This is a genomic window from Streptomyces sp. NPDC097640, from assembly GCF_040302705.1.
Lineage (GTDB): Bacteria > Actinomycetota > Actinomycetes > Streptomycetales > Streptomycetaceae > Streptomyces.
This window is the reverse complement of the sequence record NZ_JBEOSB010000031.1, coordinates 93,538-108,509: the sequence shown is the minus strand read 5'-3', so window position 1 is coordinate 108,509 and position 14,972 is coordinate 93,538. Positions and strand designations below refer to the sequence as shown.

The window sequence follows — 14,972 nt, the reverse complement described above, 5'->3', positions numbered from 1 at the left end:
GCACGCACCCACGCCCGATCGGCTGGATCGTCGACCTGGAGACCGGAGCACCCATGTCCTCTGCGCCCCCTCCCCGCGTCAGCGTGATCGTCCCCGCCTACAACGCCATGCCGGAACTCACCCGCGCCATCACCTCCGCGCTTGACCAGACGCTCGGCCACGACCGCATCGAGATCATCGCGGTGAACGACGGCTCGACCGACGGCACCGGCGCGGAGCTGGAGCGCCTGGCCCTCGGGTGCCCCGCGCTCCGCGTCGTCCACCAGGAGAACTCCGGTTGCGCGGGCCGCCCGCGCAACACCGGTCTCGACCTGGCCCGCGGCGACTTCGTCTTCTTCCTCGACTCCGACGACTACCTGGGGCCGGACGCGCTGCGCCGGATGGTCGCCATGGCCGACGAGAACGGCACCGACATCGTCCTCGGCAAGATCGCCTCGGTCGGCGGGCGCGCGGTCCCCCGGGCCGTCTTCAGCCACAACCAGCCCCGCACCGACATCTTCTCCTCCGCCGCCTATCTGACCCTGGGCCCCTGGAAGCTGTTCCGCCGCTCCCTCGTCGAGCGGCTGGGGCTGCGCTTCCCGCCCTTCCGCAACTGCGAGGACAAGCCGTTCACCGTCGCCGCCTACCTCAACGCCTCCGGCATCTCGGTGGTGGCCGACTACGACTGCTACTACGTCCGCTACCGCGAGGACCGCAGCAACCTCACCCTCACCGCCGGGGACCTCGTCCACCGCATGGACGGGATCGGCCTGTGCTTCGAGACCGTGGCCCGCTATCTGGAGCCCGGCCCGCGCCGGGACCGCGCCATGCGCCGCCATGTCGAGTGGGAGCTGTGCGGGCCGCTGCGCGGGCTGCTGCCCCGCGAGAGCGAGCGGGACGCGCGCGAGCGCTTCTACCCCCGCTTCCGGCAGTGGGCGCTGACCTGGGCGAGCGAGGAGATCTGCCGGCAGATCGACGCGCCCGACCGGCTTCTGGTCCACCTGCTGCTCGCCGATCGCTTCGAGGACGTGCTGACGGTCGCGCGCAACGCCAAGGAGGACGCGCGGCGCGGCCATGTCGTCGACAAGGGACGCGTCTACTGGGCGCACCCCTTCTTCCGCGACCCGGCCGCCGCCGTCCCCGACGACTGTTTCGACGTCACCGAGCGGCTGCCGGTCCACCACCGCCTCGACGCGGCGCGCTGGCACGACGGCGACGGCGGTGGCGTCCTCCGGCTGGATGGCCACGCCTACATCGAGCATGTCGCCACCCTGCACCCGCGCACCGAGGTGGTTCTGCGCAGATACCAGTCCGACCGCCCCGAGGTCCGGCTGCCCGTCACCCCCCGCGCCGCCGCCGGGCTGCCCGACGACGGTGCGTACGACAACGCGGGCTTCACCGTCGAGATCGACCCGGCCACGGCAGACGGCGGGGCGCCGCTGGAGCGCGGCCTGTGGAACATCTACCTGGACGTGCGGGCGCAGGGCGTCAGCCGCACCGTACGGTTCGGCAACACCCGCGAGGGCGGCGCGGCCGCCCACCCCGAGCCCCGGAGCGTCACGGCGGGGCCCGGCGGGCGGACCACGATCGTCACGCCGTACTTCACCCCGTACGGCAACCTCTCCCTCGACGTCGGCCAGGTCGCCCACCACCTCGACGCCCCGTGCCAGGTCACCGAGGCGGCCTGGCACGGGAGCAGAGGCGGCGTGCTGGCCGTCAGCGGGCGGCTGACCGGCGCGGACGCGGGGGAGGTGCTGCTGCGCGCGGAGAACGGGCGGGGCGAAGTGCGCGAAGTGCCGGTGCGGTGGCATGACGAGCCGTCGGGCGACTTCACGGTCCGGCTGCCCGTCAGAAGGCTCGCCCGGGGCCTGTGGACGCTGACCCTGGTGATGGACGAGGACGGCCCCGAGCCGTGCCGCGCCACGGTCGTCCCCCGCTTCGGCGGCCTGGCCGGGACGCGTTGGTTCCGCTTCGGCCGCCCGTACTACGCCAAGCCGCTGACCTGGGGCCCGGCCATGGCGCTCGCGTTCGAGGTGGCGCCGGTCAAGGTCGCCACGGGCGTGCGGCGGCGACTGCGGCGGCTCCGTCGTCCCCGCTCCGGGACCCGACGCGGGAACCGGCGCGGGCCGGACGGGCCACCCGGGCCAGCCGGGCCAGGTGGATCGCCCGGACGAGGTACGGGGCGAGCGCCAGCAGGGTGAGCAGACAGGCCCCGGTGGCGGCCGTGAGGCCGGCCACCACCCAGCGGGCGTCGCCGGTGGCCAGCGTCCCGGTGAGGCCGAGCAGGGCGGTCAGCTCGTATCCGAGCATCCGCTGCCTGGGCCATTCGGTCAGCGACCGCAGAGGGCGGTCGCTGATGCCCGGAAGGCGGGGCGCGACATCGCGGGCCGCGACCGGGGCGCGGAGCCGCCGGCCGATCATGGTGCGCATCGCGGAGTGCAGCGCCTGGCCGCCCAGCAGACACATGACGAGCGTGATCGCGGCGGTCAGGCCGGTGTGGCCCGCCAGGTCCAGCCGCGCGAGCAGCAACAGCAGCACCACGCTGCGCACCTCGAAGCGGAGGGTCCCGCCGAGGTGCAGCCGCCCCAGACGGTCCATCAGCGCGGGCTCGGTGCGGTGCAGGAACAGGTCGCACCCCACGCCGAGCAGCGCGGCCGCGGCGAAGGGCCAGCCGGCGCCGCACAGGGCGGCGAAGGGGGCCGCCGCCAGACAGCCGGCCATGACGACGAAGGCCGCGAGGCCGAGGGTGCTCCGTATGCCAAGGCGCTCCATGATGCTGTGCCCTTCGCTGTGGATCAGAGCTGTGGATCATGCTTACTTACGCAAACATTAGGTGGATGATCCGTTTCCTGCCTTTTGGGTAGACCTAGGTGGCGGATTCTCCAGGGCGTCAGGGGGAACCTCCCAGCGGTAGCTGGGGGAGCATCGGGCATGGGATCGTCGGGCGAATGCGGTTCGCGCTGCATGCGACCACCTGAACCGAGGCAAATCCAGTACCTCGCAGGTACCATCCGCCAACGACATCGCCGCCCCAGCTGAGCCGGTCTTCCGCTGCCGCGAACCGTTGGGCCCGCTGCGCGGAGTCCTTGTCGTGGTCGGCCATGAAGGACGGGGTCAACTCGGTGACCTGGTCTCGGTGCCAGGCCGAGGCTTTCTCCGGCGCCTCAAAGGTTGCTTTGATCATTCTGGCTGGGCGGAGCAGCCAGTGTGGTACCTCCAGCGGCGGTACCTCGCTCGCCATGAAGGCCGGCGAGGCGGCCGTGATCTGCTTCCACTCCTGGGGTGAGATGTCCTGGACGACGAGATGGGGCGGTCGGCGCGCGGACTCGTCGTCGTACGTACGTCGCTCTCCGGACCAGCGGTAGCAGTGCCAGTGAGCCGGCATGGGCGGGGGCGGTGCTGTCATGCGGGGTACCTCCTACGTGGCGGGAGCGGCCCCGCTCTGCAGCGGGGCCGCCGTTTACCTACGGCGCGTGACGCTGGCTACCTCGCGTACTGGCGCCCGTCGTCCGAGTCGCCGGGCGTCTGGCCGCCCGGTGTCGGGGCGTCCGTGTCCGGGATGGTGTCGCAGTCCTCCGGGTCCTGGCGGACGACATGCTGTAATCGCATGGGGCCTCCTGTGAGTTCACCGCGCAGGGGGTGTCCTCGCGCGGTTGCGCGGTGCTCGTCCCGGTCACTGGCCTGCAAGCGGGAGGCCGGGACGAGCCTTGTGGACGGGACTTCGGCACGGGGGTCCAGGCCGTGCCGAAGTCCCTTCGCCCCTCCCTTGTCGACGGCTGCGCCGCGGCTACGCCGACCGGCAGGGGGTCTAGGAGTGGGCCGCTGGCGCTGTCGTCCGGTACGGGGGCCCGGAACACCAGCAGCCCACCCGGTCTAGGGGCTCGGGGTGCCTGCGATGCAGAGGTAGGCCGCGAGCACCAGCAGCGCGGGGATCGAGCCGAGCAACAGGCCCATCCGGCCAGCACGGAAGGCGAGCAGCGCGGCCCGCGCGGCAGGAGGCTGGCGACGATGCCTCATTCGCCGCCTCCCGACCGGGCCTGCCGCGCAGCCGCCTCGTAGGCGCGCAACAGCCGCCCGCCGTCCGAGCAGGCGGCGCCGAGCGTCCGACAGGCCAGGCAGCCCGCAGCGTGCTCCAGGGCCGCCGCCCACCCCACACGGGGCTGGGAGCCCGCCTCGCACGGGGTGGTGGTGTTCTCGTCGTCGTGGACGATGACCTTCTGCGTGTGGCCGTGGCTGTTGCCCTCGTCGCGCCACTGCCACCCGATACGGGATGACACGGTCAGCTCCCGTCGAGGTTTTCGTAGTGGTCACACAAGGCGTTGACCGAGCGAGCGAGCCGCTGGGCGCGCGCGATCCGGGCGGCCGGCGTGGCGCCGGGTTTCAGACGCATCCGCATACGGGCCTCACCGATACAGGCCCGTGCGCAGGCGCGCCGAGTGTCGTCATGGGGGAGCCTGCCGGCCATCTCCTCGACTTCCGGGACGGCAAGCACGATGTGCTCGCGCAGCCGGAGTGCGACGGTTCCCAGTTCCTCGACGGAGGGCTTGGGGTCCTCGGCAAGCAGGCGATGCGCACCGGCGCGCATCGCCTGGATGTCGAGGGGGCGTTGGTCCCGCTCTTCGCCAGTCGGCGGACGGGTGGTAGAAGTGGCCATGCTGGCGCTCCTTGTAGCGTTGGCCGCGCCCCGGGAGGCTCCGCCGCCTCGCCCGGGGTCCTGTTACGGAGCGTACGGACAAGGCGACTTACGGCTCCAGCTTGGTGCACATTGGTGCACGCGTTTCACTCCAGGACTGCGATGGCCTCGTGGATGAGAGTTCGGGCCTTCTCCCCGTACACCGCGAGATTGCCCAGTTCGCGGAACACCCGGGCATACATCTCGATCTCCTGCGGCTGGCTGATCGTCAGGTAGCCGGAAACAAGCTCGACAGCTACCTGCGCATTGTCGAAGATCCAGAAGCCTTCCACGGGGCGCATTGCCTCGCGCGAGGGCTGCATCGGCACGATGCCGAGGCTCACGTTGGGCAGGAACCCGACAGTCAGCAGGTGCCGCAGCTGCTCGCGCATCACCTCCCGGCCTCCGATCCCTGCCCGCAGGACGGCCTCCTCGATGAGGAAAGCGAAGGTGTGGCGACCCTCGTACAACACGTGCTGGCGGTCCATACGCTCAGCTACGGCGGCATCGACGTCATCGACCAGTCCACGGCGCTTCCGGGTGGCGTGCAGGATCGCCGCGGTGTAGCCCATGGTCTGCAACAAGCCCGGCACCAACCACGAGTCATATGCGCGGAAGGCACGCGTGCGCTCGTACAGCGGCCGCACGGACTCCTGGGCCTTGCGTAGCCCCCTGCGCTCCATACGACGCCACTCGATCCACATGCCTTCCACCGTGCGCAGCGCGGTGACGAGGTCCTCGGCCTGGCCGTCCGCCCCGCATACGCGCGCCCATGCACGGATGTCGTCGGGGGATGGAGCCGTTCGGACGTTCTCGATCCGGGACACCTTGGAGTGGCTCCAGCCAGCGCGGTCGGCGAGTTCGCGCAGCGTCAACTCAGCGTCCAGGCGGAGGTCTCGCAAGCGGGCAGCGAGGGCCTTCCGCGCGGCCTCGGCGCTGGATGACGGTGACGCGGGCATGTCGGTTCTGCTTGGTCAGATCTTGTAGTCCTCGTGCGGGGTGGCTCGCTCCCACACGGTGTCGAACGCTGAAACGCACAGGCGCGCGACCGCGGGATCCTCTGTCCACTCCTCGCTGAGGATTTCCCCGTCACCGGAGAAGTGCCCAAAGCGCACCAGCGTGTCGTCGAGGACCCAGAAGTCATTGCCGGGCAGCGCAATGTCCGAGGCGTGGCGGCGCGGTAGCCAGCGCACCTCCTCGCCGGCAGCGATGTTCATGGAGGTCACCGCATGCTCAAACCGGATGTAGTCGGTGAGCCGCTCTGACACGATGCGGGCCCGGCGCACGACGACGCCGCGCGCTACGGCCTCGCGCACCATGTCGACCCACGGCCGGTAGACCTCCATCGCATCGAGCTGGTCACCGCGCTTCCAGCTCAGATAGGTCGGGTCGTCTGGGGTGTAGCTGTCGCGCATCTCCAGGTGGAACGCGGTCCGTTGGGTGGCGCACAGGCGTTCAGGAAAGCTGGCCACGGCCGTCCTCGTCGTCGCGGGGCAGGAACTTCCGCATCACCTTAGGGAGCCTGATGATCGTCTCGTGATCCGGGACGTCCGTGGAGTGCCTGGGGATCGAACCGACCTCCTGGCATGCCTTCACTTCTTCCTCTGTGGCCTTGTAGGACTGGATGAGCAGGTCTCCGGTCTCCTCATCGAGCCAGACGGTCGGTGAGTCCGTGTTCGGGGTGTTCGGGATGATGCCCAGGAACCTTAGACGCTTGGCGATCTCCTCCGCGAAGGCGTTGCACGTTGGTGCACGGGCTACCTTCGCCGTGATGCGAACGGTGGGTCAAGGGGGTATGACCCTGAGTGGTCAGAAGCTGAAGGCTTCCAACGCCGACAGGGAAAGAGGACTACGCCGCCGCCGTCCTGCGCACGGCCCGCCGCTTCCACGACCTTTCCACCGACGACAGCGTCGAAGCTGCCCGGGCCCGGGTGAGGCGCTCGCACGTCACCCTCGAGCCAGGCCGCCAGTTCGAGCTGATCATCGAAGAATGGGTGCTGCGCAATCGTATCGCGGACACCAGCGCGCTTTCCGGACAGCTGCAGCACCTGCTCACCGCCATGGAACTGCCCACGGTCTCCTTGGGGATCATTCCGCAGGCGACGAACGAGCGGACCCAATGGCCCCGGGAGACGCTCCATATCTTCGACGACCGCCTTGTGACCGTGGAGTTGGTCTCCGCCGAAGTAGAGATCACTCAGCCCTCTGAGGTCGCCCTGTACGTGAAGGCGTTCGAGCAGTTGCGCGGCATGGCCGTATACGGGGCCGAGGCGCGGGCGCTGATCCTGAAAGCTATCGAGGCCCTGCACTGACTCCGGGCGCAAAGCCCCTCGATTCGGCCCTGCCGCAGGTCACGCCGGGCAGGATCGACTGAATGCGCCCTGCTCACAGCTGTTGCTGTGGGCCGGGCGCATTGTCGTGGTCAGAGGGTAGGAAACTCCTCACGCTGGACGGCGGAGACGAACGATGACCACTCGGCCGCTGAGAAGACCAGTGTCGGACCATTCGGGTCCTTGCTGTCGCGGACGGGAACCACGCCGCGCGAGGCGACGAGGTTGGCGGCGATCTCTATGCAGGCGCCGCCGTTGTCGCTGTACGAGGACTTGAACCAACGGGGGGATTCGGTCGTCACGGGGTACCCTTTCGCAACTGGCTGATCATGGCCACAGACTGCGCCTGGGAAGGCGCTTCGGCCTGTAGCTGATGGTAGGCCGTCAGTATGGGCACCACGGAGGTGCTTTCCCGTTCGAAATGGCCCCGCTGGGCGGACTCCGCGTACGACACGAGCGAACGGTCCGACATCGTCAGGATGTAGAGCGGCAGGTTGAACGGGCGGCGCGTCCCCATGTCGAACGGGGCGAGCTGGAGCACGGTGTTCGGCAGCTCGGCGAACTCGAGCAGTCGCGCGAACTGGGCCTCCATGACGGCGGGTTCGCCGATGGGCCGACGGACACAGCTTTCGTCCAGCACCACGAAGACCAGCGGCGGAGGCGTCCGGACGAGCGCGGCTTGCCGCTCCGCGACGAACGCCACCCGCTCCTGCGCCTGCTCGGGGGTGATCGCCCCCCGCTTGACGGCGCTCTCCGCGAGGATCGTCGCGTACTCCGGTGTCTGGAGCAGGCCCGGGATGACTCCCACTTCGTACAGCCGGATCTCCGCTGCCCGGCCCTCGTGCCCAACGTACTCGGGGAAGCCCTCCAGCAGGCTGCCGTGGCGGATCGCGCGCCACTCGCGCTCGAACGAGTCTTCCGTCCCCTCGATCCCGAAGGCGCGGTCCGTACTGCGCACGAATCGAAGAGTAGGAGGCTTGCGGGCAGTTTCGACGGCCGAAACATGCACGCTGGAATATCCCGTCAGCTCCGCCAGCTCTTCCTGTGTCCAGCCACGGCTCTCACGTAAGCTGCGCAGACGCGCCCCGAAGGCAGCCAGCGGACTGCTGTCCGGATGCAACTCCTTGCGGTTCAAGAGGCGTTCACCGTCCTTCGTTCTTGTTTGAGCAGTTGCTTGCTTCCCCGTTGAAGGCCACGCTGAACCCCCTTGGTAGTCACAGCACTACAGAGAGGAGTCGTCGGTGTCCAACGAGACCACGACCCCGCCGGGCGGGCTCGAACCCCAGCCGGTTGGGCAGCAGCAGGGGCAGCAGGGCGGCGATGACTGCCCCACCCTTGAGGAACTGCGACAGCAATCGGTGGCCCTGAGCGAACAGATCACCCAGCATCTGGGGCGGGGGTCGCAGTGAACGGCAGGGACTGGACCAAGGTTCTGCCCAGTCTCGCGGTCGGCATGGTGGTCTACGACCGGCGTTACGAGATGCCCGGGACGATCGCCGACTTCGACGGGCCGATGGTGTGCCTCATCCGTCCCACCGGCCTTGAATGGCGGTCGCACTGTGTCTCGGTGCGCCCTGCCACCGCGTACGAGCGGCGGCAGCTGCGGGCCATCGCCCGGCTTCACACCCAGCGACAACGAGGCATGGCCTCCGCGTAGGCCTCAGAGCAAATTCGTCGGATCGGATTCTCGCTCATGGCTGACGGACCCTGGCACGCCGAATGGACGTTCATCAGCACATCCGGCGTCACGACAGGATCAGTCGACAAGATGCGGTACTGCGATATCCGTACCGCCATCTTCAAAGCGGCCGACAAGTCGCTGCGTGATGTGGCGCAGGACGAAGCGGCCGAACGAGACAAGCCCTGGAAACTCCTCGTCGGAGCCCTGTACTCCCAAGCAATGCTTACGGCCGACGAAACCGGCACCTGGCAGTACCTGAGTCTGGACGGCTGGGCGAACGTAAAGGTCCGCTTTTCGCCGTAAGGGTCGGTGGCGTGGGCCTTGTCGGGCCGACAGGGGAAGCTTCAATGAGGCCTTTGACCGAAGCGATATCTAGTGCGGCCGACGAGCGATATCGTTTCGCTGGCAGGAGCATCTGCGAAGGGATCGTTCACATGACCAGAACTGTCATCGACCTCGATGACGACATGGTCACCGAGGCCATGCGCATCTTCGGGACGAAAACGAAGGCCAAAGCCGTCCGCCTCGCCATGGAAGACGCCGTCAAGAGGCACCTGCGGCAGGAGGGCTTCGACGCCATGGATGCCGGCGAGCTCGACTTCAGTGAGATCGTCGAGAACACCGGGCCCCGCAACGCAGACGGTTCCCTCAAGCACGACGGCGACCGCGGCAGAGGCTGGGCCTCCTGATGCAGGACCGCTACGTGATCGACAAGTCCGCCCTCGCCCGCTGGACGAAGCCGAGCGTCAAGGAAGTGCTCAGGCCTCTGCACGAGCGCTATCTCCTCGCCGTGTGCCAGCCCACCGCGCTCTGTCCCTCCCCGACCTGCTGATCGCCGCCACAGCGGAACTGAACCGGCGAACGGTCCTCCACTACGACGGAGACTTCGACATGATCGCCTCCCTCACCGGCCAACCCGCCGAATGGGTCGTTCCGCCCGGCAGCGCCGACCGATGAGCATGTCGGCCTTCCCACCGCTGACGGAACGGATCCTGCTGCTGTCCGGCGACCACGACATGTGAACCCACCCGCCCCTACGGCCCCGCCCCGCGGCGGGGCAGGGCCGCCAGGGCGGCCAGGCCCTCCCGGAGCCTCCGGGAGGCGTACCTCCGGTAGGCCGGTCGGGTCGGTCGGCGGCGGCCGGGGGGCGGGTAGGGGGCGTTCCAGCCGCAGGGGAAGGGCGACCCGGCGGGCGTGAGGAGGTTTGTCGTCTCGTCGCACGCCAGGATCGCGATCAGCCACCGCCGCACCGCCCGGTGGAAGCCCGGGGTCAGCGGCTCGGGGGCGAGCAGCCAGTCGCGGCACTGGCCGCTGACCGCCCGCCGGTAGCCGCTCTCGTCGTAGCGGCTCCACGGCGCCTCGGGGGTGATGGGATGCAGCCCGTAGCCGAGCGCGACCAGCGGGGCCAGCGCCCGGCGCAGCGCGTCGTGGTCGGCGCCGGGCAGCAGCTCGCAGACGATCCAGGGGCGATGGCGGTCGATGGTGTGCAGCGCGCCCTCCAGCACGGCCGCCTCCAGCGTCTCCACGTCGATCTTGACGAGGTACGGGGCGGCGCTCCGCTCCGCCGTGAAGGCGTCGACCGTGGTGACCGGGACGCGCACCGACCGGCTGTGTCTGCGGTGCGCGCGGTTCAGCGAGTTCGAGGACTCCGTCTTCTCGGACAGATACAGCTCGGCGGTCCCGGACGCCGAGGAGACCGCGGACTCCACCACCTCATAGGACAGCCGGTTGTACGCGCGGATGCGGCGGCACAGCACGGCGGTGTCCGGGGTCGGCTCGAACGCGTACGTTCGCAGCCTGCCGCGCCCGTAGACCGCGCTGATCAGCGCCGAGTACAGCCCGATGTGCGCCCCGATGTCGTACACCGCGCTGCCCGTCGGCGCCCGCTGGGCCAGGGCCAGCAGGGTGGCCTGCGTGGTCGGCTCGTACCCGGCGAGACCCGCCCGGCGCAACTGCCGCTGCACCGCCGTCTGCTTGCGGCTGAGCATGTTCAGCGCCCGCGGGTAGGGGCCCTCGGCGGCGATGACGTCCGGATTCAGCGGGAGGGTGATGGCGAGGGGCATGGCTGACGGGCCTCCTGACGGGCGATGGCCCGCTCCAGCGGGCTGGGGACCGGGAAGTAGGCGTCGAGGAAGGGGCGGAGCAGCGCCAGCTGGTCCGCGAGATCCCGCTCGCACGAGACCGTGTCGTTGAGACAGAACGCCTGGCAGCGCCGGGACCGCAGCAGCCGGGCCAGCCGGGCCGGGATGCCGGGCCGGGACAGGTCGAAGTAGTCGTAGCGCAGCGGCGCGGGGACGGCCCGGCCGGTCAGGAAGGCGTAGTAGTGGTGGAGCGCGGAGGGCAGGGAGATGTCCGAGGCGCTGCGCACCCGGCTGGCCATGGTGGCGCGGTACGGGCCGGGGAACTCGCCCTCGATCTCGGCCAGCACGCTGCGGCGCAGCGCGTGCGGCGTGTGCTTCAGCTTCTGGGTCACCGTGGCCCCGAACCGCCCCTCCAGCAGCGCCCGGTTGTTCTTCCCGGCCGCCGAGACCGGGACGTCGCCGGGGTGGGCGGGGCCGAGCGGGATCAGCGCGCGGGAGAGGAAGAACTTCGTCATGCCGTTGGCCAGGAAGAAGTCCTGCGGGGTCACCGGCGAGCCGAGGAAAACGTCGTCGTTGAAGTACAGGAAGTGCTCGGCCAGCCCGTCGATGTGGTGCAGCCGGGTCTCGATGGCCTGGGAGTTGAAGGTGGGCAGCACCCGCGGGTCGTCGAAGATGTCGCGGTGGTCGACGACCGTGATCCCGGGGTGCGAGCCCGTCAGCCACGGCGGCACCTGGTCGTCGGTCACCAGGTAGATATGGCGCACCCAGGGGGCGTACATGTGCAGGGAGCGCAGGGAGTAGCGCAGCTCGTCCCGGTTGGCGTAGCGGGCCTCGTTGGCCGCCTGCTCGTGGTAGGGCTCGGCCGCGTCGTCGGCGACGGCCGTCCACTCGGCGCGGCGGCCGCGCCAGGCGGGGTCGGCGCCGTCGACCCAGGTGTAGACGACGTCGATGGGGAAGCGGACCTCGTCGGGGAGGCGGGTGGTGAACTCCGGGCGGGTGCGCACCAGCGGCCCCGCCCGCCAGCCCTCGGCCGGGGCCAGCCGGGTGAACAGGTGGCCCGGCGCGTGCACGGCGGTGGCGGCCGCGGCGACGGAGGCGGTGGTGCGGTTGGGGCGCGGCGCGAGCAGCAGGTCCGGGCCCCCGCCCTCGGTCCCTCCTTCGGCCCCGTTCTCGGCCCTGCCCCGCCGCCAGAACTCGATGTCGCAGCCCTGCGCCACGCCGAGCACCAGGCCCGCGCCGGAGCCCGCGGCGGAGCCCGCGCCCGGGCTCGCGTAGAAGCGGGTGAAGCGGACGACGGGGGCGGTGGACAGCCGGCCCCAGGCCCGCGCGGTGCGGCCGGACCGGGGCGCGGTCCCGGGGCGTCTGCCGCGCGCGGGCAGCGACACATAGCCCGCCTCGCGGGCGCACAGCTCGGTGAGCGCCGCGACCGCCCGGGGCCGCGCCTCGGCGGGCACCCCGACGGCGGAGGACACATTGCCGTACGCGCGGACCACGAAGTGGTCGACCCCCGCATGCTCCAGCGCCTCGCACACCAGCCGCAGATTCTCGGTGCGCGCGTGCAGGGGGGTGGGCACGGTGGTGAGGTGGGCGATGCGCGGGCCGTGCCGGTCGACGACCACGATCCGGTCCGGCGTCGACAGCAGCCCGGCCCGGCGCAGCCGGCGCCGCCCCCACCGCAGCCGCAGCGCCGCGGACGCCGCCGAGAGGCGGGCCAGGCCCCGCTTGGCCGCCCGGCGCAGCCTGGCGCCGGTCACGGCCACGACGGCGCGGCGGACGGGCAGGGGGACCCGGCGCCGATAGCCGCGCACCAGGCGTGGGGTGTCGGTGTGCCAGGGCAGGCGGGGGGCGGGCGGTGCGGTGCGGGGCATCCTGGGTCCTGGTGTGTGTGGGGGGCCTGGATCAGGGGAGGCGGTGGGGCCGGCGCGCGCGGACGGCCGCCCGGATCACGGCGGCGCCTGGGCCCGGGCCGTTTGAGCCTGGGGCGCCTGGGCCTGGGGCGCCTGGGTCCGGACCGCGGCGGGGGCGGGGCGGCGGTCGGCGAGCGGGACGACGGGCGGCAGCGCCTCGGAGGGCTCGCCGAGGAAGACCCGCCGCACCACGCGCTCGGCCGCCCGCCCGTCGTCGTGCGGGCAGTACCGCGACCGGAATCCGGCCCGCCGCGCGTCATGGCGCGGATCGCACCAGGCGGCGGTGGCGAAGAGGTCGATCAGCTCGTCCTCGGAGCGGGTGACCGGGCCGGGCGGGGCGGTGGTGATGTCGAAGTACGTGCCGCGGGCGGCGCGGTAGGCGTCCCAGTCGTCGGCGTGGATGACGATCGGCCGGTCGAGGTTGGCGTAGTCGAACATGATCGACGAGTAGTCGGTGAGCAGCGCGTCGGCGGCCAGGCACAGCTCCTCCACGCTGGGGTGGGCCGAGACGTCGACGACCCGCCCGCCGCCCGCCCCCTCCGGGCCGGCCACCGAGTAGAAGTAGTGCGGCCGCACCAGGAAGGTGAAGCCGGGCCCCAGCGCGCGGGCCACCCGCTCCAGGTCCAGGCGCGGCAGATAGCCGCGCTGGTAGTCGCGGTGCGTGGGCGCGTACAACACGGCCGTGGTGCCCTCCGGGACGCCGAGCCGCTCCCGCAGCCGCGCCACGTCCTCGGGGGTGGCGCGCTGGAAGACGTCGTTGCGCGGAAAGCCGTACTCGAGCGTGGCGTAGCCGGACGGATAGACCCGCTCCCACACCAGGGTGGAGTGGCGGTTGGCGGAGAGGCTGTAGTCCCAGCGGTCCACCCGCTCCAGCAGCTCGCCGAAGTCGGTGGAGCGGGCGGCGGCCGGGCGGTCGAGCAGATCCAGGCCCATGTGCTTGAGCGGGGTGCCGTGGTGGGTCTGGAGGTGGATCTGGCCGGGCCGCTTGCGCAGCCGGGGCGTGAAGTTGACGTTGTTGACGAGGTACCCGGCGCGGGCGAGCGCCGCCCAGTACGCGGGCGAGCCGGGGTGCAGGCGGCGCACGCCGGGCGGCAGGGTGTGCGCGTACTCGCGGCCGGTGATCCAGGCGGTGCGGATGTGCGGCGCGAGCTCGCGGAGCCTGGCCTCGATCGCCGCCGGATTGCAGGCGTAGCCCTTGTGCCAGTACGCCGCGAACACGGCGAGCCGCCGGTCCAGGGGGAGCAGCCGCTGGAGCCGGTAGTACCCCCGTAGGGCCGCCGAGCGCAGCCCCGCGTACGCGGCCACCCCCAGCTCTCCAGCCCGCCGCCGCATCCGGTCGGCGCCGCGCAGGAACTGGAAGACCCGGCGGGCCCCGATGCGCAGCAGCAGCCCCCGCCACCAGGCCCGCCCCGGCGGGCCGGCCGCGCCGCCGGGCCGATAGCGGCGGTGGTGCGCCCCGGCCCGCCGGAAGAACTCGGCGCGCGCCCCGCGCGGCAGCCGCCCGGGCGCGGTGAACACGGCGGCGAGGTGGTCGAGCATCCGCTGGAACAGCGCGGGGCGCCAGTGGGCGAGGTCCGGACGGCTGTCGAGAAACCGGAAGACCCGGTCGTACTGGTCGAAGACATCCAGGTGGCGGCGGCTGGCGGTGCGCAGGATGCCGCCGCGCCGCCGCTGCCGGTAGTGCACGCACACCCGGTCGAGCACGGCGAGCGAGCGGGCGGTCAGCAGCACCGGATAGGTCCAGGGCGTGTCCTCGTAGTAGCCCGGCGGGAAGGTGAACCCCTCCCGTTCCAGGAAGTCCCGCCGGTACGCCTTGTTCCACGCCACCATCAGCAGCCGCAGCAGCTCGGGCCGGTCGTCCAGCCGGAACGTCGCGGGCCCGCTCTGGCGCAGCAGCTCCGCCCGTACGTTCCGGACCGCCCGCCCCGTCCAGTACACCCGCGCGTAGTCGAACAGCAGCACCTCCGGCTCACCGGCCGCCGCCAGCCGCTCGGCCATGGCCCGCAGCGCCCCGGGCGCGAGGGTGTCGTCGCCGTCGAGGAACAGCACATACTCCCCGGCGGCCCGCTCCATCCCGGCGTTACGGGCGGGCCCCAGCCCCACGTTGTCCTTCAGATGCACCGGCCGCACCCGTGGATCCCGGGTCGCGGCGTCGTCGATGATCGACCCACAGGCGTCGGGCGAGCGGTCGTCGACCGCGATCAGCTCGAAGTCGGTGAAGTCCTGCGTGAGCACCGAGCGCAGACAGTCATGGAGGTAGGGCTGGACCTGGTACGCGGGCACGATGACGCTGAACCGGGGCAAAGCGCATCCCATCGGTTG

Annotated in this window: 18 protein-coding genes and 2 pseudogenes; 7 read left to right on the top strand and 13 right to left on the bottom strand. The window is 71.1% G+C overall.

Annotation, left to right across the window (positions count from 1 at the left end; all coding sequences use genetic code 11):
* The first annotated feature begins 53 nt into the window (after window positions 1-53).
* Complete coding sequence (locus ABTY62_RS37720; RefSeq protein ID WP_352133898.1) at window positions 54-2,180, top strand: glycosyltransferase; 2,127 nt, start codon at window positions 54-56, stop codon at window positions 2,178-2,180.
* Window positions 2,181-2,869: 689 nt separating this feature from the next.
* On the opposite strand, the gene ABTY62_RS37715 is transcribed toward ABTY62_RS37720, so the two are convergent.
* The 8 genes from ABTY62_RS37715 to ABTY62_RS37680 form a co-directional block, all read right to left on the bottom strand.
* On the bottom strand, window positions 2,870-3,385 hold the full coding sequence (locus ABTY62_RS37715) for a hypothetical protein (protein ID WP_352133897.1): 516 nt from the start codon (window positions 3,383-3,385) through the stop codon (window positions 2,870-2,872).
* Between the two features lie 77 nt (window positions 3,386-3,462).
* Complete coding sequence (locus ABTY62_RS37710) at window positions 3,463-3,588, bottom strand: hypothetical protein (protein ID WP_352133896.1); 126 nt, start codon at window positions 3,586-3,588, stop codon at window positions 3,463-3,465.
* Between the two features lie 264 nt (window positions 3,589-3,852).
* Window positions 3,853-3,996 carry a hypothetical protein gene (locus ABTY62_RS37705; protein WP_352133895.1) on the bottom strand — a complete coding sequence of 48 codons (144 nt, stop codon included), beginning with the start codon at window positions 3,994-3,996 and terminating at the stop codon, window positions 3,853-3,855.
* Complete coding sequence (locus tag ABTY62_RS37700; RefSeq protein WP_352133894.1) at window positions 3,993-4,256, bottom strand: hypothetical protein; 264 nt, start codon at window positions 4,254-4,256, stop codon at window positions 3,993-3,995. The genes ABTY62_RS37705 and ABTY62_RS37700 overlap by 4 nt, the downstream gene beginning before the upstream one ends.
* A gap of 2 nt (window positions 4,257-4,258) precedes the next feature.
* Window positions 4,259-4,633, bottom strand: coding sequence for a DUF6415 family natural product biosynthesis protein (locus tag ABTY62_RS37695; protein ID WP_352133893.1), 375 nt, complete (start codon window positions 4,631-4,633; stop codon window positions 4,259-4,261).
* 125 nt (window positions 4,634-4,758) lie between these two features.
* Complete coding sequence (locus ABTY62_RS37690) at window positions 4,759-5,610, bottom strand: helix-turn-helix domain-containing protein (RefSeq protein ID WP_352133892.1); 852 nt, start codon at window positions 5,608-5,610, stop codon at window positions 4,759-4,761.
* A gap of 15 nt (window positions 5,611-5,625) precedes the next feature.
* Window positions 5,626-6,123, bottom strand: a complete 498-nt coding sequence (locus ABTY62_RS37685) for a DUF6879 family protein (RefSeq protein ID WP_352133891.1) — start codon at window positions 6,121-6,123, stop codon at window positions 5,626-5,628.
* Window positions 6,107-6,373: a hypothetical protein gene (locus tag ABTY62_RS37680; RefSeq protein WP_352133917.1), complete on the bottom strand. Its 267-nt coding sequence runs from the start codon at window positions 6,371-6,373 to the stop codon at window positions 6,107-6,109. The genes ABTY62_RS37685 and ABTY62_RS37680 overlap by 17 nt, the downstream gene beginning before the upstream one ends.
* Before the next feature lie 134 nt (window positions 6,374-6,507).
* On the opposite strand from ABTY62_RS37680, the pseudogene ABTY62_RS37675 reads away from it, so the two are divergent.
* A pseudogene (locus ABTY62_RS37675) lies at window positions 6,508-6,963 on the top strand (Scr1 family TA system antitoxin-like transcriptional regulator); the annotation flags it as partial.
* Between the two features lie 110 nt (window positions 6,964-7,073).
* On the opposite strand, the gene ABTY62_RS37670 reads toward ABTY62_RS37675, so the two are convergent.
* Together ABTY62_RS37670 and ABTY62_RS37665 are read right to left on the bottom strand one after the other, a co-directional pair.
* On the bottom strand, window positions 7,074-7,283 hold the full coding sequence (locus tag ABTY62_RS37670) for a DUF397 domain-containing protein (protein WP_352133890.1): 210 nt from the start codon (window positions 7,281-7,283) through the stop codon (window positions 7,074-7,076).
* Window positions 7,280-8,116 carry a helix-turn-helix domain-containing protein gene (locus ABTY62_RS37665; RefSeq protein WP_352133889.1) on the bottom strand — a complete coding sequence of 279 codons (837 nt, stop codon included), beginning with the start codon at window positions 8,114-8,116 and terminating at the stop codon, window positions 7,280-7,282. The genes ABTY62_RS37670 and ABTY62_RS37665 overlap by 4 nt, the downstream gene beginning before the upstream one ends.
* Before the next feature lie 106 nt (window positions 8,117-8,222).
* Here ABTY62_RS37665 and ABTY62_RS37660 point away from each other — a divergent pair, with 106 nt between their 5' ends.
* The 5 genes and pseudogenes from ABTY62_RS37660 to ABTY62_RS37640 all read left to right on the top strand — a co-directional run bounded on the left by ABTY62_RS37660 (window position 8,223) and on the right by ABTY62_RS37640 (window position 9,619).
* Entirely contained in the window at window positions 8,223-8,390 is a 168-nt protein-coding gene (locus ABTY62_RS37660; RefSeq protein WP_352133888.1) for a hypothetical protein, read from the top strand.
* Window positions 8,387-8,638: a hypothetical protein gene (locus tag ABTY62_RS37655; RefSeq protein WP_352133887.1), complete on the top strand. Its 252-nt coding sequence runs from the start codon at window positions 8,387-8,389 to the stop codon at window positions 8,636-8,638. Before ABTY62_RS37660 ends, ABTY62_RS37655 begins: the two co-directional genes overlap by 4 nt.
* A 36-nt stretch (window positions 8,639-8,674) precedes the next feature.
* Window positions 8,675-8,965: a hypothetical protein gene (locus ABTY62_RS37650; protein ID WP_352133886.1), complete on the top strand. Its 291-nt coding sequence runs from the start codon at window positions 8,675-8,677 to the stop codon at window positions 8,963-8,965.
* 131 nt (window positions 8,966-9,096) lie between these two features.
* Window positions 9,097-9,351 carry a type II toxin-antitoxin system VapB family antitoxin gene (locus tag ABTY62_RS37645; RefSeq protein ID WP_352133916.1) on the top strand — a complete coding sequence of 85 codons (255 nt, stop codon included), beginning with the start codon at window positions 9,097-9,099 and terminating at the stop codon, window positions 9,349-9,351.
* A pseudogene (locus ABTY62_RS37640) lies at window positions 9,351-9,619 on the top strand (PIN domain-containing protein). The gene ABTY62_RS37645 and the pseudogene ABTY62_RS37640 overlap by 1 nt, the downstream one beginning before the upstream one ends.
* A gap of 77 nt (window positions 9,620-9,696) precedes the next feature.
* Here the strand turns inward: ABTY62_RS37640 and ABTY62_RS37635 are convergent.
* The 3 genes from ABTY62_RS37635 to ABTY62_RS37625 all read right to left on the bottom strand — a co-directional run bounded on the left by ABTY62_RS37635 (window position 9,697) and on the right by ABTY62_RS37625 (window position 14,954).
* Window positions 9,697-10,725 (bottom strand): FkbM family methyltransferase, encoded by a 1,029-nt coding sequence (locus ABTY62_RS37635; RefSeq protein WP_352133885.1) that lies wholly within the window; start codon window positions 10,723-10,725, stop codon window positions 9,697-9,699.
* A complete protein-coding gene (locus ABTY62_RS37630; protein WP_352133884.1) occupies window positions 10,698-12,611 on the bottom strand; it encodes a stealth family protein in 1,914 nt (637 codons plus the stop codon). Before ABTY62_RS37630 ends, ABTY62_RS37635 begins: the two co-directional genes overlap by 28 nt.
* Before the next feature lie 75 nt (window positions 12,612-12,686).
* Window positions 12,687-14,954 (bottom strand): bifunctional glycosyltransferase/CDP-glycerol:glycerophosphate glycerophosphotransferase, encoded by a 2,268-nt coding sequence (locus tag ABTY62_RS37625; protein ID WP_352133883.1) that lies wholly within the window; start codon window positions 14,952-14,954, stop codon window positions 12,687-12,689.
* Window positions 14,955-14,972: the final 18 nt, after the last annotated feature.